Origin of the sequence: Pararhizobium sp. LjRoot235 (assembly GCF_964254145.1) — a bacterium.
Taxonomy (GTDB): domain Bacteria; phylum Pseudomonadota; class Alphaproteobacteria; order Rhizobiales; family Rhizobiaceae; genus Pararhizobium.
In genome coordinates this window covers 203,694-225,239 of sequence record NZ_CAXUSP020000002.1, presented here as the reverse complement: position 1 = coordinate 225,239, position 21,546 = coordinate 203,694, and the positions used below count along the sequence as shown (strand labels likewise).

Here is a 21,546-nt window from a genome sequence, read left to right as displayed (position 1 = left end):
CAAGAGGCAACGGCATTGCGCATATTTACCGCCGCCCTGGCGACCGAAACAAACACCTTCTCACCAATCTGTGTTGACCGTCGCGCCTTCGAAGCCTCGCTTTACGCGCCACCGGGAGAACATCCGGAAACGCCGACGCTCTGTTCGGCGCCAATCACTGTTGGCCGCCGGCTGGCTGCGGAAAAAGGTTTCGAACTGATCGAGGGCACGGCCGCCTGGGCGGACCCGGCGGGCCTCGTCAATCGCCTGACCTATGAAAGCCTGCGCGACGAGATACTCGATCAGCTGCGCGCAGCCCTTCCGGTCGACGCAGTCGTGCTCGGGCTGCACGGCGCCATGGTCGCCGACGGCTACGAGGATACCGAAGGCGACTTCCTCACGCGCGTGCGCAATATTGTCGGCGCTGATATGCTCGTTTGCGCCGAGCTCGACCCGCACAGTCACTTGACCGCGAAACGCCTGGCCGCCGCGAATTTCTTCATCTACTTCAAGGAATTTCCGCATACCGACTTCGTCGACCGCGCCGAGGATCTGTGGCGCATCGCACTCGATACGCTTGCCGGGCGCGTCAAGCCGGCGATGTCGGTGTTCGACTGCCGCATGATCGACGTCTATCCGACCTCACGTGAGCCGATGCGCTCCTTTGTCGACAAGATCACGCGGACGGAGGCCGCGGATCCGGATATTCTGTCGATCTCGGTCGTGCATGGTTTCATGGCCGGCGACGTGCCGGAAATGGGGACGAAGATGCTCGTGCTCACCGACAGCAAGCCGGAGAAGGGCGCGGTCCTCGCTCGCGAACTGGGCCTTGAGCTTTTCGCCCAACGCGGCACCTTCATCATGCCTCAGATCGATGAAAAGGAAGCAGTGTCTCGTGCGCTTGCAGCAGTGAGCGGGCCGGTGGTGATCGCCGATACCTGGGACAATCCTGGCGGCGGGACAGCCGGCGATGCGACGGTGCTGCTCGCCGAGCTGCTGGCGCAGGGCGCGCAGGACACGGCGGTCGGCACGATCTGGGATCCGATGGCGGTGCAGATCTGCATGGCCGCCGGCGAAGGCGCCGAGATCCAGTTGCGCTTCGGCGCGAAATCGGCGCCGGGCACCGGCAATCCGATCGATGGCTTCGTCAAGGTCGTCCGGCTTGTGCGCAATGCCGAAATGCGCTTCGGGGAAAGCTACGCACCCTTCGGTGATGCGGCGCATATCCAGCTCAACGGCATCGACATTATCCTGAACTCGACGCGGGCGCAGAGTTTCGACCCGAGCCTGTTTTCGGCGATGGGCATCGAGCCGACATCGAAGAAAATACTGGTGATCAAATCGACCAACCACTTCTACGCATCCTTCGCCCCGATCGCCGCGGAAATCCTCTATTGCTCGGCAGGCACACCCTACCCGAACAACCCGGCCCGCACGCCCTATCGCCGGGCACCGCGCGACATCTGGCCGATGGTGGACAATCCGCACGGAGACGCGCAGGGCGCGCCTTGAACGATGGTTTGGAGGGGATGAATTTAGGCGGGTTGGGATTGAACTAAGCTGCTGGCGCGGCAATTGCGGCTTTTAAGAAGAGCCTCCTGGCTGAGAGGATGAGGGTGTTGCAAACCCACCTTTCACCGCGAGTTTCTCAGCACGAATCTCGCATGGAAGCGCAACAGCCTGCTCATTACACCTCAGCTCTAATCGCATCTTCATCCAAAGCTGCCTCCCGAGCACCCGCTTCACCTTCGACGAACTTTCGATACTCTGAATTATTGGCGAGGAGCACGGAATGGGCACCTGCCCAATACCGCTGCGCAGGGGCCAGAAATAGCACCGGCGTATCGTCATTGAGCAGCGAGAGGTCATGGGTAACAAAGATGCTAGTGCAAGTCTGTTGCAACTCGGCGAGAGCATCCAAAACCCGCTTACGATTACCTTCATCCAACGCTGCCGTGGGCTCGTCCAAGATTAGCAAACGCGGTTTTGTCAGCAACGCGCGGGCCATAGAGAGCCTTTGCTTTTCGCCTCCTGATAGCCGGTTTCCTCTTTCTCCAACCGTTGGCTCGCCTAAAGTTTGGTGACGTTGAACAACCTCATCAAGCGCAAGCTTTCGAATTACATTCTCGATCTCCTCGGCCGGCGCCTCTATTCCAAAGGCTATATTCTCAGATATTGACCAGTCGAATAGCAAGCAATCCTGCTGCACTACGGCGATATTTGATCTGAAATTCGTTGCGTTTTGCTCGGTTATCTTTTGCCCATTGATGAGATAGTCGCCACCACTGGCAACGGATAGGCATGAAATCACCTTCAAAAGCGAGGATTTGCCAACACCCGATGGGCCGACAATGAACAACTGCCCATGGCTAGGAACAGCAAAGGAGAGATCGGCCAGCAATGTTCGGTCATCGATTTTAAGCGTCAAGTTTCGCGTTTCCAACGATACGGGATCGCTGCTTGCCGCATCCAGCTGAGCGATTTGCGGGACGGGTACTGAAAGGAGATCCGTCAGCAGTCGCGCCTCGCCTAGTGAGGAATTCACCTCCCTATAGACCCTGGCAAATGTCTCAACTGGTTGGAGCAGGCGGATGATGTAGGTGTTCAGGAGAACAAGCTCTCCGATACTCATTGTTCCCTGACCGGTATCAACAGCTCCACGCCAGAGCACGCCTAGAACAACAACGCCAAACACGAGGGCCTGAAGAGCTCCAAAGTAGGCCCGCTGTTTAAAAGTCACCGCCCAAGCGCGATCGTTGATCTTTAACTTGGCGTTCAACCGCTCCGTGAAATCCGGCACCATGTTGGATTGTTGCACGAGTTCCGCGTTTGCCACGCCGTCGAGTCCGAAATTCCAGGCCTGAATACCGGTCTCCATCGCTCCTTCTGTCGCCTTCCTGATTTTGGCGGCTGAGATATTGGTGATGACCCCGTACAAAAACAGCGCCGAAAACAGAAAAAGCGCTATCCACACATCGATCATAAAGGCAATAACCGAAGCGGCGATCACCAGCTCGATCAGCGTCGGAATTAGAAAGAACGTCAAGTTCGACGTGATTTCGCGAACAGCATCAAGTCCCCGCTCAACGGTCCTCCCTATCTCGTAGGTCGTGTAGTTCTTCAGGCGATAATACGGGAGCGACAATGCATGTCTGAACACATGCGTAGTAAGGTGTCGTTGGAGCCGCAAGTTCATGGGACCAAATGTGAGCCACTGGGCCTGCTCCAAAATACCTACAATCGTCAGACCAATCCCAAATGCGATTATGTATTTGACACCCAGGTCGACCTGAACGTCGCCCTTTGTGAGCGCGTCTATACCTAACGAGAAAAATATGGGGAACAGCGCTGCGCCTATCGCTGTAAGCGTAATAGTTGCCAGAACCAACGAAAACAAAGCTCTTTGTTTCCCGTTCTTCAAAAGCATAGCGTTTATTATGCCAAACAAGTTTGCTTTATCACCCATTGTCACTCAACTCCTATTAGCTTATCAGTCTATAGCTAAGAATAACAAATAATATTATTCTTTACGTTATTGTGAGTGTATTCCATATCATGATGTTTTTGCTTGACCAACAAAAAATCCATGCTAGCTATTTCTTCGCAGCAATCTCGCTGCACTAAGAATGTAAAACAGGAGGTAAGTGATGGCTTCGCAGATTCTTAACCCACCGCAGTTTGGCACCGAGATCGAGTTCATCGACGCCGGTGAGACACCAACCCAGACCGCAGCCGCAACATGCTCGCGTTGCGACAGCAGCAGCCGTTGCGGCGCTTCTGGCAAGTCGTCTGGCTCTTCCAGCTCCGTATCGGCCTAGCCGGGCCAAGGCGGCCCCTGTTCGGGGCCGCCACCATTTCAGAGGAGGTTCGCATTCATGTTTTCGGTATCCCCATTTATACTGAGTTCCGCGGCAGCCGACGGGGCGTGGCAGCTTTTCACGCCGCTAGGCGCCGCTCGCGTAACAGATGCAAATCTCGTTGCTGCGTTGGGCGAGCTATCGACCCTGGATCGTCACATTCATGAGGACGCAATTGGCGAACTTTTGGAACGACAAGCGCTTCCGATAAGCGCCGCGCAGCAGTTTTTGGAGCGCCTGAAGGTCCTTCGAAGGATCGATGAAAAGAAGAACATCGTCATTTTCTCGCCTTTGGAATCCATTGCCGCCGGCTTGGCGGAGCTGGTCTTGAACCGCGACGCGGTTTCGTGCCGTTACTGCACGAAAGTCACAGATTTCGCAGGCGCCGACCTCGTCCTTGCGATCCAGGATCAATATCAGCCACAGCTTGCGAGGGAAATTTACAGCGCATGCAAAGAAAAGAAGGAGTGCATATTGTTGCACTCATATTTTGTCTTTCGGCATTTCATAATCGATGGTTTTTACTCCCCGGCCATCGACCTGCCGGATCATTTCAGCGGCCTGCATAACCTGGCGGGCCTCGACCGCTCCGCAAAGTTCAAGCCTGCGAGCTGGGCGGATTTCTTTTTCGCTGACCCTTACGCCATCGAAACGTTATCGGTACCCACGTTTCCGTCCGCCGATATCGAAATCTCCGCCGCCCTCCACCTGGCATATATGCGCATGCGGCCTTTGCTAACTGACGGCGTATCACCGCTCTTTCCAGACGACTTGAGCACCGTCATAGAACTGAACCTGGACACCGGCCGGGTTGAACGACACAGGGGTGTCCACTCCAATTTCAGCTCCACTCTCAGAGAGATTTAAGAGGAGATCTCCTATGAGGCACATCAAAATCACTTCCTTGAACCAGATCGCGCACGCAAGTCAGTTTGTTGATGCCGAGGTGGAAACGGAAATTCGCACTTTTCACCAGCACACCATTTCCGTTGCGGGCACTGCGCTCGAAAACTCGTTGAGCCAACCATACCTATCGCTGGAAGATCTGAAACGAGCAGAAGCGTTCGAAACGCGCTTCTCCCATATCACTGGGAGCGTAGAGGGGAGCACCTGTGGGCGGGCAGATCCGGTGGTGCGCTGGCCTTCTGTTTCCAAGGGAAGTCCACGGCAGATCGATTTCGAAACTGTTGCCCAAGTTTTTGCGCAAGCAATCGGGGCAGACGGCCATGGTCGCAGGCCATATCCCTCTGGCGGTGCTTTATACAGCATTGAAGCGGTTGCCATATTGGGGGATTCGGCGGGATGCGTTACCGACTTCAACGTCCTTCACTATATGCCAGTAAGCAATTCCTTTGAGGTGCTCCCCGGAGCGTACGATCGAGAGAAGTTCCAGAAAATCTATAAGATTGAGGCCGCAGCTTTTTATGTGGCGTATTTTATCAATCTCAAGAAAGCGATTTTTAAATACCGGTCCAGGGGCTACCGGCTAGCCCTGATGGAAATCGGATCGATGTATCAACAAATGCTGCAGGTTGCTCAAACGCACGGTCTCGGATCTCGGGTGCTCTCAGGATTTTCCGAATATGCACTGGCAAAGAATTGTGGCTTGGATAGCCGAATTCTCTTGCCTGGCATTATCCAGGCGTTTGCCTACCCGGGGGAGAACTGATGTTTCACTCTTTTCGCAGCTTTGCGGTGCAGACACCGCGCTATCGGGTTACACCTGCTTATCCGGCTTGCATTCAAGAACCTACAGTTTATTCCGCTGACGATGTGAACGCCATCTATGGGCATGGTTTCGGGTTTGGGGAGGGGATCGTCGTAAAAGCGATCGGCGAATACCTGGAACGATATACGGCCTTCAGAACAGTGACGCATAGACAATCCGGGGCCATCGCAGATATGGGCCTAAGCTTGTCGGAAAGGCAGGCACTTGTGCAGGCGCTCCGGCAGACATGCGACGATGGCGTTCGCGAGGACATTGAAGCGCATTCTTTTCGCCTCGTTGAGGTCACATCACTCGGGACGGATCGCAAAGTCCACTATCCCGCCGTGTTTCTGTCTTTGCACAGTTTTGATGGGCAGCTCGATTCCAGCTTTCTTCCGGTTCGAGATACCTCTGGTTCTGCCATACATCAAAGCAGAACAGCAGCGCTCCGTGGCGCGTTGCTTGAGTTCATCGAGCGACAGAGTACGACGGCCATGTGGGTGTCTCGTCGCTGCAACGATATCCAACCCCTTACAGATAAGCTGAAGGACAGGAAGGCCATCACAACTCACAACCAGATGGCGATGAACGGCAACGTCCGCATCTTGGACCTTTCATTCATAAAGGGTGTAAGCGTGCAATTTTGTGAGTACAGCTCGAAAATCGAAGGAGCTGTCGTAAATTTTTCTTGTGGGTGCGCGGCTGACTTTGACCCGGAAACGGCGCTCATGAAGGCATTTACGGAAACGTGGCAGACATCACTACTGCTGCCGCAGATGGAGTTTTTTGGTAGCCGTGAATATGGCAGCAATACACTTAAAGAAAATTTCCAGGCGGCAAACAGGCCCGAATTTGATCTCGGTGTACAAAAAGCCCCAATCGAGTTCGGATCAAATTTGTCAGGCAACGATTTGGATAATCTGATCCAAAACATAAAGACGATATCTGAAAACGTTTACGTCTACTTTCGCGAGATCAACATTGCGGGCGCGCAATTGCATTTTTGCCGCGTCGTGTCCCCTGACTTCTTTGTCCATATGAGCCCAGGGGGGAATAACAATAATGAAAACACCTGGATAAATTCATTCTGCAAGGCATCAGAGAGGCGGCTTGAACCGATGCCTTTCTCTTAAAAACAGGGCGGCGATCCGCCGCCCTGTTCGTTCTCTAAAATAGCTATTCCTCAGCCCTCTTGGAACGCTTTGATACGGTAACACCTAGGCCAATGTCCTTGGCGATGTTTGAACGAGCCGCAGCGTAGGATGGCGCAACCATCGGATATTCCGGTGGTAAACCCCATTTGACGCGATATTCGTCAGGAGTGAGGTTATAGCTTGATTTCAAATGCCGCTTCAGCGAACGGAATTTTCGACCGTCTTCCAAGCAGACAATATAGTCCTTCAGTATTGATTTTTTAATTGGAACTGCCGGCTGCTGTGTTTTTTCTGAGTGTTGCTCGACGCGTTGGGGATTTTGCTCCAGCGCGTTTTGGACACTTGCGATAAGAGAAGGCAGATCCCGAAGCGAAACATCGTGCCGGCTCACGTATGCCGTGACGATGTTGGCGGTCAGTTCGGTTATGTTTTCTTGAGCTTGATTTTGGGGCTTGGAATACATTGAGTAACCTACATCTACCGCTACAACAGTATGTCCAACATCCAGATTCAGCCTCGCACGACAGCGCGAAAAAGACGATCATCTCAGTAGGGACACTTGCTATAGCGGAAATTGATCTGGCAGCTCAATTCCTGTGGCAACAGAACCGGCGACGCCGCTCTGTGTTCTCTACCAAAGAAGATTGAACCGATATGTTCGGTAGTTCGAACATCCAGATATTAGATAAGGTTTGACCGCAAAACTCGTCCTCCGGCATTTGCTGCCACCTAGGAGGTTACATCAAAAAAGAAGGTCATAATCAAGGGCTTTTTCAATCTATTGTGGTAGCCATAGGAGGCCCGCACCTATTTGCCTTGAAACTTCGGGTCTCGTTTTTCGATGAAGGCTGCCATGCCCTCTTTCTGGTCTGCGGTCGCAAACAGCGAGTGAAAAAGGCGGCGCTCGAAAAGCAGGCCCTCCCTGAGACCCCCCTCCAGAGCGCGGTCCACGGCCTCGCGCGCGGCCATGGTCGCGGCCTTGCCATAACCGGCGATGGTGCGGGCGGCGGCAAGCGTCTCGTCCACCAACTTCTCAGCGGGAATAACCCGCGCAACCAGGCCGCAGCGTTCGGCTTCCGTCGCGTCCATCATCCGTCCGGTCAAAATCATGTCCATGGCCTTCGACTTGCCGACGAGCTTCGTCAGCCGCTGCGAACCGCCCATTCCGGGCATGACGCCGAGCTTGATCTCGGGCTGGCCGAACATGGCGGTGTCGGCGGCAAAGATAATGTCGCACATCATCGCCAGTTCGCAACCGCCGCCGAGTGCGTAACCCGACACAGCGGCGATCTTTGGCGTGCGAAACGAAGCAAAGCGATCCCAGGCGGCAAAAAAATCCTCGCCGAACATGTCGGCGAAGGACTTGTCCGCCATCTCCTTGATGTCGGCGCCTGCGGCAAAAGCCTTGTCCGAGCCCTTGAGCACGAAACAGCCGACGCCAGGGTCGCGGTCGAGCGGTGCAAGATCGGCCGCGAGTGCGTGCATGATTTCCGAATTCAACGCATTGCGGGCGGCAGGTCTATTGAGCGTGACGATCACGACACGGTCCTGCTGTTCGACGATGATCGGCTTTTCCACTGGCTTGTTCCTCAGTTTACACGTTCTGGGAGTGACTGCTCACGCGACACCGTCGCCCGACTTTTCCCGCAGGAGATTGATGATACCGGAGAAATCCTTGTCGGCATTGCCGAGATCGTTGAACAGTTGATAGAGTTCAGCAGCTTTGGCGCCAAGGGGGGTCATAGCACCCGTCGCTGCGGCCGCCGCCTGCGACAACTTCAAATCCTTCAGCATGAGTGCTCCGGCGAAACCCGGTTGATAGTCATTGTTTGCCGGCGAGGTGGAAACGGGACCCGGCACCGGACAATAGGTGGTGAGCGACCAGCACTGCCCCGATGAAACCGACGCTACGTCAAAGAGCGCCTGATGGGTGAGGCCGAGCTTCTCGCCGAGCACGAACGCCTCACCGAGGGCGATCATGCTGATGCCGAGGATCATGTTGTTGCAGATCTTTGCCGCCTGGCCGGCCGTTGCGCCGCCGCAGTGGATGATGCGTTTACCCATCGCCGCGAATATCGGCTGCCCCTTGGCGAAAACGGCCTGATCTCCACCAATCATGAAAGTCAGTGTTCCCGCAGCAGCACCGCCGGTACCGCCGGAAACGGGTGCATCGAGAGAAGGGCAATTCTCCGCGGCAGCCATGGCATGCGCCTTGCGGGCACTGTCGATGTCGACGGTCGAGCAGTCGATGAGCAGCGTGCCGGAGGGCACGGATACCACCAGGTCCTCCCAGACCGACAGCACGTGTTTGCCGGCTGGCAGCATGGTGATCACGGTTTCGACGGCATCAACCGTTTCGGCAAGGGACGCACATGGGATCACCCCGGTTTCACGCGCCTGCTCCAGCAATGGCTGCGATAAGTCGAAGCCCCTGACCGTGTATCCGGCCTTGACCAGATTGGCCGCCATCGGGCCACCCATGTGGCCGAGGCCGATAAAGCCGATGGATGTCATGTGCGGGGTCCTCCCTCAATCGTTTCGGCAAAAAGCGGACGGGCGGCCGGCTGGAAGTAGGCTGCGACCTGCGCCTCGGTGACGCCGCCAAGGCTGGCCGGACGCCATTGCGGATTGCGATCCTTGTCGATGACGGCCGCACGCACGCCCTCGTAAAAATCTTGGCTGCGCAGCACCGCCGCTGTCGCGGCAAATTCCCGCTCAAGGCAAGATTCCAGACTTGCGGTTTGCCGCCCTAACCGCAGCAGACCGAGTGTGACCTTGAGACTGAGCGGCGATTTTGCCGCGAGCACAGCAAGGATTTTTTCAGCGAAGGGGCTTTCATCCCGACGCAATGCCTCGAAAATCGCCTCAATGGTGGCGAAGCCGAACAGTCGGTCGATTGCCTGCTGATGTGCTTCGAGCGTGCCGGCGGGAGGCGCTTGCGAAAAACCTTGGACGAGTGCGGATATCTGCTTGCCGGTTGCGCCGGCCGGAAGACCCGCCAGAGCCTCCGAGAGAGCCGGAAGGCGACCCGACGGGACAAAACTATCTGCAAGGCCAATCAGAATGACGTCGGCGGCGCCGAGCGGCTCGCCCGTCAGCGCCACATAGGTACCGAGTTCGCTGTTCTGGCGCGTGAGGAACCAGGACGCACCGACGTCGGGGAAAAAGCCGATGCCGGTTTCCGGCATGGCGAAACGCGTGCGCTCCGTAACGATGCGTTGGCTGCCATAGACGGATATGCCGACACCGCCACCCATGACGATCCCGTCCATAAAGGCAATATAGGGTTTCAGATAGCGGCCAATCCGGGCGTTGAGGTGGTACTCGGCCCGCCAGAAGGTTTCCGGCATATCCGAACCTGCCCGCCCGCCGTCATAGATGACGCGAATATCGCCGCCGGCACAAAGTCCTCGCTCGCCCTCACCGGTGACCAGAACCGCGGCGACGGTTGGATTGTGCTCGAATTGGTCAAGAGCAGCGTCCACGTCGCGCACCATCTGCAGCGTCAGGCTGTTGAGCGCTTTTGGACGGTTGAGCCGGATGCGACCGAGAGCACCATCGCGATCAACCAGCGTTTGCGGTTCGGGGCTGAGAGAAACGGGGTCAGATATGGAGCGCATGGCCGAGTGCTTTCATGGCGGCTTCCTGGAAGCCTTCGCTGCGTGTCGGATGTGCATGGATCGTCGCGGCGATGTCTTCCAGACGTGCGCCCATTTCGATTGCCAGCGCAAAGGTGCTCGATAGTTCCGACACGCCAGCGCCGACCGCCTGGATGCCGAGAACAAGATTTGTGTCCGCGCGTGCCACCACCCGCACGAACCCGTCCTCGGACAGCATTGTCATCGCCCGGCCGTTGGCGGTAAAGGGGAACAGACCTACCCGGATTTCAAAACCTTGAACCCGTGCCTCGTCTGGTGAAAATCCAGCGGTAACGATTTCAGGGTCGGTGAAGCAGACAGCCGGGATACAGTGCTTGTCCCACACTCGCTTCTTTCCCGCAACGATTTCTGCAACCATCTCGCCCTGCGCCATGGCGCGGTGCGCAAGCATCGGCTCGCCGGTGATATCGCCGATAGCATGGACACCGCGCATCGATGTCCGGCAGCGCTCGTCGATGCGCAGGAATTTGCCAGTGCGTTCGAGGTCGAGCTCTTCCAACCCCCATCCTTCGGTGCACGGCTTGCGCCCGACGGTCACCAGAATCCTGTCGGCGGCAAGCCGCTGCTCCCCGCCATTCGCCGCCTCGACCAGAAGCGCAAGGCCTTCATCCGAAAGCCTCCTGGCCTTGGCACCGGTCAAGACGCGGACGCCCAGCTCGCCCAGGCGCTTGGCGACGGGTTTTACAAGTTCTGCATCATATTGCGGCAAGAGCTGCTCCGTCGCCTCCACGACGGTCACCTCGGACCCCATCTTGGCAAAGGCGGTCCCGAGTTCCAGCCCGATATAACCGCCGCCGACAACGATCAGCTTCTTCGGGACTGCTTTCAGCGACAAGGCCTCGCTCGAGGATATGACTGGCCCGCCGAAGGGAAGCGATGGCAGTTCAACCGGCTCTGAGCCGGTCGCAATCACCACCGTCTCGGCGCGGATCACCTGCGAGCCCGTTTCCGTCTCGACCTCGACTGTCTTGCCGTCCCGGAACCTTGCCTTTCCATGCACGATCTTCACCTTGGCCTTGCGCAGCAATCCGAGCACGCCGCTGTTCAATCGGCCGACGATGCCGTCTTTCCAGGCGACAGTCTTGGCGAGGTCGAGTTTCACGGCCTCGACGCTGATCCCGAGCGGGCTTTTTGCGCCGGCCATATGGCTGACTCTCTCGAATTCCTCGGCCGCGTGGATCAGCGCCTTGGATGGAATGCAGCCGATATTGAGGCAGGTGCCTCCGGCCTTGGCGGCCTCGACGATGACGGTATCGACCCCGAGCTGCCCGGCGCGGATGGCGCAGATATAGCCACCGGGGCCAGCGCCAATGACGAGAAGTTTGCAGACGATCTCTTTCATGGCATCAGCTTTCGATGAAAATCAGCGCGGGGGTTTCGAGCAGCACCTTGAGCCGCTGGACGAACGACGCTGCGTCCCAGCCGTCCACGACCCTGTGATCGAAACTTGACGAGAGGTTCATCATCTTGCGCGGAATGAATTGGCTGCCGTCCCACACCGGCCGCGTCATAATCTTGTTGACGCCAACTATCGCCACCTCCGGGTGGTTGATGATCGGCGTCGTCGCAATTCCGCCCATCGCACCGAGCGAGGTGATGGTGATGGTCGAGCCGGAGAGCTCTTCGCGCAGCGCTGAGCCTGTTCTGGCGGCTTCCGCGAGCCGCACCAGTTCAGCCGCGCAATCCCAGATACTGCGAGCTTCCGCGTGGCGAACCACTGGGACGGTCAGGCCCGCCGGTGTCTGGGTGGCGATGCCGATATTCACGGCACCATGGCGAGTGATCATGCCGGCGTCGTCATCGAAGGTGGCGTTGACACCGGGTTGCTCGCCGATTGCCTTTACCATCGCCCGCATCAGGAAGGGCAGGATCGTCAGCTTCGCCTGGTTCGGTTTGCGGGTGCCGTTCATGGTTGCCCGCAAGTCCTCGAGATCTGTGACATCGATCTCCTCTACATAGGTGATGTGGGGGATGCGCGAGGTGGCAAGCACCATCTTCTCGGAGATGCGGCGGCGCAGGCCCGTGACCTTGATCTCCTCGACGGCCGTTTTCTTCGCAAGGCCAGCCGGCGTTGCACCAGGCTGAGCACCGCGGGCAAGAAACTGGTCGAGATCGTCATGGGTTATGCGTCCCGCCGGCCCGGTGCCCGGCACCTGGCGCAGATCGATGCCGCCCTCCTGCGCCCGAAGTCGAACGGCTGGTGAGGCAAGCGGCTTTTCCGCAGGCATCTGTACCTCGACCCGTGCGACCGGCGCGGCCTGGACTGGTGCATTGCTCTCAACCGGAGGCGGGCTCTCAACCGGCGGCGGGCTCTCAACCTTTGCGACGGGGGATTGCTCTTCAGCCGGCCCGATGGTCACTGTTTCCGGCATTGGGGTCGCCGAGGCCTCACCCCCCTCGCCTGCCACCTTTATGCGCAGCAACGGCGCCTTGACGGCGACCGTATCGCCAATGTCTGCCCCAAGCCACAGAACCGTGCCTGTCACCGGGGAGGGAATCTCGACCGTGGCCTTGTCGGTCATGACGGCGGCAAGCACCATGTCTTCGCGCACGGGATCGCCCGGCTTCACATGCCATTCGACGAGCTCTGCCTCGGCCACGCCTTCGCCGACATCTGGCATCTTGATGGTGAATTCACCCATGGTCACGCCTCCATGACTTCAGCGAGCGCGCGTCCGACGCGGGCGGGGCCGGGGAAATAGTCCCATTCCTGCGCATGCGGATAAGGCGTATCCCAGCCTGTCACGCGCACGACCGGCGCCTCGAGATGATAGAAGCAATGCTCCTGCACCAGCGCTACTACCTCCGCGCCGAAGCCGGATGTCAGGGTCGCCTCGTGCACCATGACACAGCGGCCCGTCTTCGCGACGGATTGAACGATCGTGTCGAGATCGAGCGGCAACAGGCTGCGCAAGTCGATCACCTCCGCGTCGATGCCCATCTCCTCCGCGGCAGCCAGCGCGACATGGACCATGGTGCCATAGGCGACAACCGTCACCGCAGATCCCCGCCGCCGGATTTCCGCCTTGCCGATCGGAATGCTGTAGTGACCTTCCGGCACCTCGCCAAGCTCATGTTTCGACCAGGGCGTCACCGGCTTTTCGTGATGGCCGTCGAAGGGGCCATTGTAGAGGCGCTTCGGCTCAAGGAACATTACCGGGTCCGGGTCCTCGATCGCCGCAATCAGCAGCCCCTTGGCATCGTAAGGATTAGAGGGGACGATGACCTTCAGGCCGCAGACATGGGTGAACAACGCCTCCGGGCTCTGACTGTGCGTCTGGCCGCCGAAAATGCCGCCGCCGGTCGGCATGCGCAGGACGATCGGGCAGGTGAAATCGCCGTTAGAGCGGTAGCGGATGCGGGCGGCTTCCTGAGTGATCTGGTCATAAGACGGGTACATGTAGTCGGCGAACTGTATCTCGACGCAGGGTTTCAAGCCATAGGCTGCCATGCCAATCGCCGTGCCGACGATGCCACTTTCGCTGATCGGCGTATCGAAGCAGCGGGTCTTGCCGTATTTCGCCTGCAGCCCTTGGGTGCAGCGGAAGACGCCGCCGAAATAACCGACGTCCTCGCCGAAAACGACCACATTGTCGTCGCGTTCCATCGAGACGTCCATCGCACTGCGCACGGCCTCGATCATTGTCATTCTGGCCATGTCAGTATCCTGCTTTCTGCCGCTGGCGGCGAATATGCGGGGGCATCTCGGCGTAGACGCCTTCGAAGATATCGCGTACTGAGGGCCTTCCGCCGGCATGCAGCGTGCCATGCACCTCCGCCTGCTTCTGCGCCTGGATCACTTCGTCGAGGATTTCGGCTTCCGCCTGCACGTGCCGTTCCTCCGACCAGACCCTTTTCACGATCAGGTGCTTCTTCAGGCGAAGGACGGGGTCACCGAGCGGCCAGGCCTCGGATTCCGTCTTCGGCCGGTAGGCGCTTGGGTCGTCGGAGGTCGAATGCGCCCCGACACGATAGGTGACATATTCGATCAGCGTCGGCCCGAGATTGCGCCGGGCCCGCTCGGCAGCCCACCGGGATACGGCATAGACGGCGAGATAATCATTGCCATCAACACGCAGCGCCGGGATGCCAAAACCAAGGCCGCGCGCAGCAAAGGTTCCGGAACCGCCGCGGGCGATGCCCTGGAACGTCGAGATCGCCCATTGATTGTTGACGATGTTGAGGATGACCGGCGCCTTGTAGGTCGAGGCAAAGACGAGCGCGGAATGAAAGTCCGATTCCGCCGTCGAGCCGTCACCGATCCAGGCGGCGGCGATCCTGGTGTCGTTCTTGATGGCCGAGGCCATGGCCCAGCCGACGGCCTGCACATATTGGGTGGCGAGGTTGCCGGAGACGGTGAAGAAGCCATGCTCCTTGGATGAGTACATGATCGGAAGCTGCCGGCCGCGCAGCGGATCGCTCTCGTTCGAGAAGATCTGGTTCATCATCTCGACCATGGGATAATCGTCGGCGATCAGGAGGCCCGCCTGGCGATAGGTCGGGAAGTTCATGTCGCCTTTTCTCAGCGCCTTGCGGAAGGCGCAGCTGACGGCCTCTTCTCCGAGGTGCTGCATGTAGAAGGAGGTCTTGCCCTGCCGCTGTGCCATCAGCATGCGGGCATCAAAGGCGCGCAGCTTCATCATGTTGCGCAGGCCGGTCAGCAGTTCTTCGTTCGACAGCAGGCCCGCCCAAGGGCCGACCGCTTCTCCATCGCGGTTCAGGACGCGAATGATCGAATAGGCGAGATCACGGATCTCCTCCGGTGCGACGTCGACTTCCGGGCGCGGCACCGCGCCGGCCTTGGCGATCTTGACGTTGGAAAAATCCGGCTGACCGCCGGGCCGGACGGCTGGCTCCGGAACATGCAGGCTCAATTGCGGGAACTCGGTCATGCCTTCGTTCTTCCTCCCTTTTCGCCCCCGCTCGCCTTGCTCTCTCCCGGAAAACGAGGGCCTTCCTTTCACAGATTACGCGCAATCACGATGCGCTGCACGTCGCTTGTTCCCTCATAAATCTGGCAGATGCGAACATCGCGGTAGATGCGCTCGACCGGATAGTCCGACATGTAGCCATAGCCGCCATGGATCTGTATCGCATCCGAGCAGACCTTTTCCGCCATTTCCGAGGCAAAGAGCTTGGCCATCGAGGCTTCGGTCAGGCAGGGTTCCCCGCTTTCCTTGAGTTCCGCGGCATGCAGCACCATTTGCCGCGCCACCTCGATCTGCGTCGCCATGTCGGCAAGGCGGAAGGCGACTGCCTGATGCTCGACGATCGGCTTGCCGAAGGCGATGCGTTCGCGGGCGTAGTCGCGCGCCGCCTCGAAGGCCGCGCGCGCCATGCCGACCGATTGCGACGCAATGCCGATGCGGCCGCCTTCGAGATTGGCAAGCGCGATCCTGTAGCCTTCACCCTCTTGCCCAAGCCGTAAATCCGCTGGAATGCGCATGTCGGTAAATGCGATCTGGCAGGTATCGGAGGAATGCAGGCCGAGCTTGTGCTCCACCCGCACGACCTCGTAACCGGGCGTATCCGTCGGCACGATAAAGGCGGTAATTCCCTTCTTGCCGGCATCGGGATCGGTGACGGCGAAGACGATGATCACCTGCCCATTCTTGCCGGAGGTGGTGAACTGCTTGGCACCATCGAGCACATAGTGATCGCCGTCGCGGCGAGCGCGCGTGCGCAGGTTGGAAGCATCCGAACCCGCCTGCGGTTCGGTCAGCGCAAAACCGCCGATCCATTCGCCGGAGGCGAGCTTCGGCAGGAACCGCTGCTTCTGTTCCTCCGTGCCGAATTTCAGGATGGGAACGCAGGCGACGGAACTGTGGACGCTCATGATGGTCGAGCACGGGCCATCGCCGGCGGCGATCTCCTCGAGGGCGACGGCATACGCGACGGTTCCCGTCTCCGAGCCGCCATAGGCCTCCGGCACCAGCATGCCGAGAAAGCCAAGTTCGCCCATTTCCTTCAATTCATCCTTGGGAAACGCATGCGAAACGTCGCGCTCGGCGGCTCCTGGCATCAGGCGCTCGCGGGCAAAGTCGCGAGCCATGTCGCGAATTTGGATTTGCTGTTCAGTCAGGATCATCTACCCTCCTCCCCAGCCCGATCAATGCCGCTCGACGGCGATGGCGGTCGCCTCGCCGCCGCCGATGCAGAGCGAGGCCATGCCGCGTTTCAGCCCGTATCGCTCAAGCGCTGCCAGGAGCGTAACGATGACGCGGGCGCCGGACGCGCCGATCGGGTGGCCGAGCGCGCAGGCGCCGCCATGCACATTCACCTTGTCGTGTGGCAAGTCGAGGTCGCGCATCGCGGCCATGGCGACGACGGCGAACGCCTCGTTGATCTCGAACAGATCGACATCCTTCAGGTCCCATCCGGCCCTTTCGCTGAGCTTCGTCAGCGCACCGATCGGGGCAGTCGCGAAGAGATTGGGTGCCTGTGCATGTGTCGCGTGCCCGGCGATGGTTGCAAGTGGCGTCAGCTCCCTGCGATCGGCTTCGGAGCGGCGCATCAGCACGAGCGCCGCTGCGCCATCGGAAATCGACGAGGAATTGGCGGCCGTCACCGTTCCGTTTTCACGGAATGCGGGTTTAAGGGTCGGGATCTTTTCAAGTCTTGCTTTACCGGGCTGCTCGTCGCGATTGACCACCTGCTCCGTCCTTCCGGTCTTCACCGTGACCGGCGTGATTTCGGCATCGAAAAGCCCCTCGTCGACCGCCTTCTGCGCGCGGGTCAGCGACGTCACCGCAAAATCGTCCTGCGCGGGCCGTGTGAACTGATAGGCCTCGGCGCAATCCTCCGCGAAAGTGCCCATCAGCCTTCCCTTGTCATAGGCATCCTCCAGCCCGTCGAGGAACATGTGATCAATGACGCGGCCATGGCCGAGCCGGTAACCACCGCGGGCACGATCAAGCAGATAGGGCGCGTTGCTCATGCTTTCCATGCCGCCGGCGACGGCAATATTCGCGCTGCCGGCCGCGATCAGGTCATGTGCCAACATCACCGCCTTCATGCCGGAGCCGCACATCTTGTTGACGGTGCTTGCGCCAGTCGCGAAGGGCAGGCCCGCGCCGATGGCTGCCTGTCGCGCCGGCGCCTGCCCCTGTCCGGCCGGCAGGACGCAACCGAAAACCACTTCCTCCACCGCGTCGGCGGAAACCCGGCCGCGCTCCAAGGCGGCGCGGATAGCCGCAGCGCCGAGTTGGGGAGCGGTCGCATCCTTCAGGTCGCCCTGAAATCCGCCCATTGCGGTACGAGCGGAACCGACGATGACGATGGGATCATGCACTGTCATTTCAACCTCCCCGGAGCCAGCCTCAACGCGGCGCCATGCGCAAGGCTCCGTCCAAGCGGATCACCTCGCCGTTCAGCATTGTATTCTCGCAGATATGGCGCACCAACGCAGCAAATTCAAAAGGATGGCCGAGCCGCGGCGGAAAGGGCACGCCCCTGCCGAGGGCATCCTGGACCTCCTGCGGCATGCCGGCCATCATCGGCGTTTCGAAAATGCCGGGCGCGATCGAAACGACGCGGATGCCATAGCGGGCGAGTTCGCGGGCGATCGGCAGGGTCATGCCGACGATGCCGCCCTTCGACGCCGCATAGGCAGCCTGACCGATCTGTCCATCGAAGGCCGCAATAGAGGCCGTGTTGACGATGACGCCCCGCTCACCTTCGCTGTCCGGTTCCTCATTCTGGATGACCGAGGCCGCAAGGCGGATCATGTTGAAGGTACCGACGAGATTGATGCCGACCGCGCGGACGAAATTTTCGAGACGATGCGGGCCATCGCGGCCCAGCACCTTTTCGCCAGGCGCGATCCCCGCGCAGTTTACCAGACCATGCAGATGTCCGAAGGTCTCAAGTGCTGCCTTGACCGCGGCAAGGCCGTCCGCTTCGCTGGTCACGTCGGTGCGGACAAAACGGGCGCTCGTTGGTCCCAGTTCGGCGCTGACCCGCTCACCGGCCTCAAGGTTGACATCGGCGATGATAACGCGGGCATCGGCCTCGACCAGCATGCGGGCGACGGCGGCGCCCAAGCCAGAGCCGCCACCCGTTACCACAAAGACCTTGCCGGAGATCAACATGACGGTCCGCTCCCGTTTCGAACAGATGCGGGTGCTGATTTTCGATCCATCATGCAGCCCTCCCCTGCCACGTTTCGTTGATGGTACCTGCTTTTCGGCAGCATTGTCTTGCAGGACTCTACGCTGACACTGTATTGCAATCGATGACAGAACTGTCCTTCATTTTTTGGCCAGTTTTGCCATATGCGAGGAGCAGCCATGGCAGATGCGGACCGGCGGATGATCTCACCCTCTTTCGTGGAAGAGGCGCTGGATTGTCTGCGGCGGCAGGACAAGCCGACGGAACCGCTGCTGGCCTCGCTCGGTCTGCCGCCGGTGGTCGACAGGCCGATTTCCGCGGAGGCTTATGGCGCCCTTTGGTTGGCGGTCGCAGCCGAAGTCGATGACGAATTCTTCGGAATGGGCGGACGACCGATGCGCAGCGGCAGTTTCACGCTGCTTTGCCATTGCGTGCTGCATGCGCAGACCCTGGAACAGGCGCTACGGCGCGCCTTGCGCTTCCTCGGCGTGGTGCTGGAAGACCCGTGCGGCGAACTCGTCATCCGCGACGGGCTGGCCGAAATCGTGCTGACGGACAAGGGCGAGGCCCGCTCGGCTTTCGCTTACCGGACCTACTGGATTCTGCTGCATGGCATCACCTGCTGGCTGGTCGGGCGGCGCATCCCGATCCGCAGGGTGGATTTTCGCTGTGCGGAACCGCCACAGGGGGCGGATTACCGATTGTTTTTCGGGGCGCCGGTGCAATTTTCACAACCTGCCAGCCGTCTCGCCTTTGATCGCGCCGTGCTGAAGCTGCCGATCGTGCGCACGGAGCAGGCCTTGAAACAATTTCTCCGAGGCGCACCCGCCAATATTCTCGTGCGTTATCGCTACGACGCAGGTCTGGCTGCCAGCGTCCGCAAGCGGCTGCGGCAAACGACGCCTTCCAGCTGGTCCGGCTTCAGCGCAATTGCCGCGCAGATGAAGATATCGCCATCGACGCTTCGCCATCGCCTGCAAAGCGAAGGACAAAGTTATGCCGGCATCAAGGACGAGATTCGCCGCGATCTTGCGATCGAAATGCTGCTCCATGGAAAGAGCAGCGTCGGAGAGATCGCCGCACAACTCGGCTTCTCCGAACCCAGCGCCTTTCACCGGGCCTTTCGCAAATGGACATCGAAGAGCCCGGCCGCCTTCAGGCGCGAGACGGGTTCGGTTGCCGCTCTACCCGAAAGTTCGGAAATAGATAGCAAAAGTCACAAGATTCCGTCGCGCGACGTTACCTAAAATCAAGCAGCCGGGCGATCTTGCGCAACGCTTACACTAAACGAGTTAATGCAAACATTGGTGAACATATGCCGGCGATAAGCTATCCCGGAAGATGAATCGCCAAGAGAATGAATATTGGCCTGATATAATCGTGGTGCTCCGACGGAGCATCGAAGCGCTAACCACAAGAATCTGGACGAGGCGATTCTTGTCAAGGAATACACCTTCAGCGAAACGGGATACCGTTTAACGGATTGATTTCAGGCTTCCCGGACGCTTTCGTAACCGGAGGCTTTCGCTGCTTTTATGAATTTTCGGTCGAAGGTGACAAACTCTTCGCAATGGGCCGACTTGCAGAGGTGCAAGGCATCGGCAAAATCCATTCCCTTCTCTGCGAGATCGAAAGCAACAGCAACGATTGCCGCATCCTCGACCGTCACGGTGGGCAGCCCGCCAAAAGCGCGCAGGGCACGGGCAACGTCTGGTCGACCGTACCCGTAGGCGCTGCGCAGCACCCATTCGACTTCCAATATTACTGTAACGGCGACAAAAACTGCCTGCCCGTTGACGAGCTCACGAGCGCGGGGAGATTGTTCAGGGTGATCGCCCGTCAGATACCTGGCGATGAGATTGGTATCAATCGCGATCATGGCGGCGTCGAGCTTCGGCCAGTACGCCAGCCTCCATATCTTCCAGAGTCTTCGGCTCACCCCTGAAACGGAGCATGCCAAACACATCATCCGGTCGCGTTGGCGAGAATGCGGGTGCCTGCTTCAACAATACACCTTCCGGGGTTTCCTCGACAATCAGCCGAGTACCGGCTTCCCAGTCCCGCCGCTGTCGGATCGCCTTCGGCAGGATGACCTGTCCTTTGGTCGAAACGGTCGTAGTCAGGTTTTCAGCATGAGCCATCGGTCGGAGTCCTGCAGGTAAGACAAGCGTAAGATAGTCCCGTCGACTTCGATATTCAAGGTGAATAATGCTGAGGCTTCACTAGTTTCGCCGACGAGGTAGCTTCTTGACATTGATGTGGTAACCCAGTTCCTTGTAGCTATCATCTATTGACCATCAACCATCGGCATTCGACCGGTTAACTACGCCAAGACCCGCTAAAATCTCTTTGGTATCCGCAAATACCCCCGTCACAGGTCCGGCAGACGTAAAGGCGATGTTCGGCGCCAATGTCGATTTTGTGAGCGATAATCGCCTCATTGGACATCTAGGGCAATAAATATCGCCTGGTCGTGCACGTCGCCTATCCGTTCAGACGAGTCTCATAAAGTTCATTGGCACTCACAAGGAATACGACGCTATCAACCCGGAGACAGCGTAATGGAAAACATTCGAGCCATCAGAACAGATGATGATCTTGCATGGGCTATTGCAGAGGTCGCGCGGTATTTTGACAGCCAGCCAGCACTTGGCACGGCGGAAGCCGATCGCTTCGATATCCTTTCGACCCTCATCGAGGCTTACGAAGACAAGAACTATGCAATCGAGGCGCCGGAGCCCGTTGAACTGATCGGCACCGGAGCCCGTTGCACTGATCAAAGCCCACATGGAGATGTCCGGTCGCACCCAGGTTGATAGCTCCGCCCTTTTCGATTCCCGCTCGCGCGCCTCAGAGGTCTTGAACAAGAGGCGTGCGCTCACTGTCGGTATGATCCGCAAGCTGCACAAGGAGTGGGGCATCCCTGCAGACTGCCTTGTAGAACCATACCATCTGGTAGAGCCGGAACGGGTCCACGCTTAAACAGAGAGATCCGAAGCAGGCTCTCGGATTTCTCTTCTCGACGCTTTGTCAAACGATCAGATCATGCCCTGAACCGCGGTTCGCCGAGCAATCGCCAA

The 21,546-nt window shown here is 58.7% G+C and carries 20 protein-coding genes and 2 pseudogenes; 8 read left to right on the top strand and 14 right to left on the bottom strand.

The features are described from left to right. Positions 1-15 precede the first annotated feature (15 nt). Positions 16-1,491 (top strand): M81 family metallopeptidase, encoded by a 1,476-nt coding sequence (locus ACSQ2Z_RS21745; RefSeq protein WP_436083335.1) that lies wholly within the window; start codon positions 16-18, stop codon positions 1,489-1,491. Between the two features lie 175 nt (positions 1,492-1,666). Here ACSQ2Z_RS21745 and ACSQ2Z_RS21740 read toward each other — a convergent pair whose 3' ends face one another. Continuing rightward, entirely contained in the window at positions 1,667-3,445 is a 1,779-nt protein-coding gene (locus tag ACSQ2Z_RS21740) for an ATP-binding cassette domain-containing protein (RefSeq protein WP_436083334.1), read from the bottom strand. Positions 3,446-3,626: 181 nt separating this feature from the next. Between ACSQ2Z_RS21740 and ACSQ2Z_RS21735 the strand changes: the two genes are divergently transcribed. From ACSQ2Z_RS21735 to ACSQ2Z_RS21720, 4 genes are read left to right on the top strand one after another with little or no spacing between them, the layout of a single operon-like run. Next, entirely contained in the window at positions 3,627-3,797 is a 171-nt protein-coding gene (locus ACSQ2Z_RS21735) for a phazolicin family TOMM bacteriocin (RefSeq protein WP_436083333.1), read from the top strand. Positions 3,798-3,854: 57 nt separating this feature from the next. Next, positions 3,855-4,703: an McbB family protein gene (locus ACSQ2Z_RS21730; RefSeq protein WP_436083332.1), complete on the top strand. Its 849-nt coding sequence runs from the start codon at positions 3,855-3,857 to the stop codon at positions 4,701-4,703. 13 nt (positions 4,704-4,716) lie between these two features. After that, positions 4,717-5,505 carry a nitroreductase family protein gene (locus ACSQ2Z_RS21725; RefSeq protein WP_436083331.1) on the top strand — a complete coding sequence of 263 codons (789 nt, stop codon included), beginning with the start codon at positions 4,717-4,719 and terminating at the stop codon, positions 5,503-5,505. Continuing rightward, positions 5,505-6,677: a YcaO-like family protein gene (locus ACSQ2Z_RS21720; RefSeq protein WP_436083330.1), complete on the top strand. Its 1,173-nt coding sequence runs from the start codon at positions 5,505-5,507 to the stop codon at positions 6,675-6,677. The genes ACSQ2Z_RS21725 and ACSQ2Z_RS21720 overlap by 1 nt, the downstream gene beginning before the upstream one ends. Positions 6,678-6,720: 43 nt before the next feature. On the opposite strand, the gene ACSQ2Z_RS21715 is transcribed toward ACSQ2Z_RS21720, so the two are convergent. From ACSQ2Z_RS21715 to ACSQ2Z_RS21665, 11 genes are all read right to left on the bottom strand, one after another. Continuing rightward, a complete protein-coding gene (locus ACSQ2Z_RS21715; RefSeq protein ID WP_436083329.1) occupies positions 6,721-7,161 on the bottom strand; it encodes a MucR family transcriptional regulator in 441 nt (146 codons plus the stop codon). 344 nt (positions 7,162-7,505) lie between these two features. Further along, positions 7,506-8,276, bottom strand: coding sequence for an enoyl-CoA hydratase (locus ACSQ2Z_RS21710; RefSeq protein WP_436083328.1), 771 nt, complete (start codon positions 8,274-8,276; stop codon positions 7,506-7,508). Between the two features lie 39 nt (positions 8,277-8,315). Beyond that, complete coding sequence (gene mmsB, locus ACSQ2Z_RS21705; RefSeq protein WP_436083327.1) at positions 8,316-9,212, bottom strand: 3-hydroxyisobutyrate dehydrogenase; 897 nt, start codon at positions 9,210-9,212, stop codon at positions 8,316-8,318. Continuing rightward, complete coding sequence (locus ACSQ2Z_RS21700) at positions 9,209-10,318, bottom strand: enoyl-CoA hydratase/isomerase family protein (protein ID WP_436083326.1); 1,110 nt, start codon at positions 10,316-10,318, stop codon at positions 9,209-9,211. The genes mmsB and ACSQ2Z_RS21700 overlap by 4 nt, the downstream gene beginning before the upstream one ends. Then, positions 10,302-11,699 carry a dihydrolipoyl dehydrogenase gene (gene lpdA, locus ACSQ2Z_RS21695; protein ID WP_436083325.1) on the bottom strand — a complete coding sequence of 466 codons (1,398 nt, stop codon included), beginning with the start codon at positions 11,697-11,699 and terminating at the stop codon, positions 10,302-10,304. The genes ACSQ2Z_RS21700 and lpdA overlap by 17 nt, the downstream gene beginning before the upstream one ends. 4 nt (positions 11,700-11,703) lie before the next feature. After that, a complete protein-coding gene (locus ACSQ2Z_RS21690) occupies positions 11,704-12,999 on the bottom strand; it encodes a dihydrolipoamide acetyltransferase family protein (protein ID WP_436083324.1) in 1,296 nt (431 codons plus the stop codon). A 2-nt stretch (positions 13,000-13,001) separates the two neighbouring features. After that, complete coding sequence (locus tag ACSQ2Z_RS21685; protein ID WP_436083323.1) at positions 13,002-14,015, bottom strand: alpha-ketoacid dehydrogenase subunit beta; 1,014 nt, start codon at positions 14,013-14,015, stop codon at positions 13,002-13,004. 1 nt (position 14,016) lies between these two features. Further along, positions 14,017-15,249, bottom strand: coding sequence for a 3-methyl-2-oxobutanoate dehydrogenase (2-methylpropanoyl-transferring) subunit alpha (locus tag ACSQ2Z_RS21680; RefSeq protein WP_436083322.1), 1,233 nt, complete (start codon positions 15,247-15,249; stop codon positions 14,017-14,019). A gap of 68 nt (positions 15,250-15,317) precedes the next feature. Continuing rightward, positions 15,318-16,445, bottom strand: a complete 1,128-nt coding sequence (locus tag ACSQ2Z_RS21675) for an acyl-CoA dehydrogenase family protein (protein WP_436083321.1) — start codon at positions 16,443-16,445, stop codon at positions 15,318-15,320. 21 nt (positions 16,446-16,466) lie between these two features. Then, positions 16,467-17,654: an acetyl-CoA C-acyltransferase gene (locus ACSQ2Z_RS21670; protein ID WP_436083320.1), complete on the bottom strand. Its 1,188-nt coding sequence runs from the start codon at positions 17,652-17,654 to the stop codon at positions 16,467-16,469. A gap of 22 nt (positions 17,655-17,676) precedes the next feature. Further along, positions 17,677-18,447: a 3-hydroxyacyl-CoA dehydrogenase gene (locus ACSQ2Z_RS21665; protein WP_436083319.1), complete on the bottom strand. Its 771-nt coding sequence runs from the start codon at positions 18,445-18,447 to the stop codon at positions 17,677-17,679. A 198-nt stretch (positions 18,448-18,645) separates the two neighbouring features. Here ACSQ2Z_RS21665 and ACSQ2Z_RS21660 point away from each other — a divergent pair, with 198 nt between their 5' ends. Beyond that, positions 18,646-19,713: an AraC family transcriptional regulator gene (locus ACSQ2Z_RS21660; protein ID WP_436083318.1), complete on the top strand. Its 1,068-nt coding sequence runs from the start codon at positions 18,646-18,648 to the stop codon at positions 19,711-19,713. Positions 19,714-19,955: 242 nt separating this feature from the next. On the opposite strand, the gene ACSQ2Z_RS21655 is transcribed toward ACSQ2Z_RS21660, so the two are convergent. Together ACSQ2Z_RS21655 and ACSQ2Z_RS21650 are read right to left on the bottom strand one after the other, a co-directional pair. Continuing rightward, positions 19,956-20,345: a type II toxin-antitoxin system VapC family toxin gene (locus ACSQ2Z_RS21655; RefSeq protein WP_436083317.1), complete on the bottom strand. Its 390-nt coding sequence runs from the start codon at positions 20,343-20,345 to the stop codon at positions 19,956-19,958. After that, the gene (locus tag ACSQ2Z_RS21650; RefSeq protein ID WP_436083316.1) at positions 20,332-20,607 is read right to left on the bottom strand and encodes an AbrB/MazE/SpoVT family DNA-binding domain-containing protein; all 276 of its coding nucleotides are present in this window, start codon (positions 20,605-20,607) and stop codon (positions 20,332-20,334) included. Before ACSQ2Z_RS21650 ends, ACSQ2Z_RS21655 begins: the two co-directional genes overlap by 14 nt. A 235-nt stretch (positions 20,608-20,842) precedes the next feature. Here ACSQ2Z_RS21650 and ACSQ2Z_RS21645 point away from each other — a divergent pair. Further along, positions 20,843-21,028 (top strand): annotated as a pseudogene (locus ACSQ2Z_RS21645) (type II toxin-antitoxin system HigB family toxin); the annotation flags it as partial. Continuing rightward, a pseudogene (locus ACSQ2Z_RS21640) lies at positions 21,028-21,448 on the top strand (helix-turn-helix domain-containing protein). The pseudogenes ACSQ2Z_RS21645 and ACSQ2Z_RS21640, both read left to right, overlap by 1 nt. Positions 21,449-21,546 lie beyond the last annotated feature (98 nt).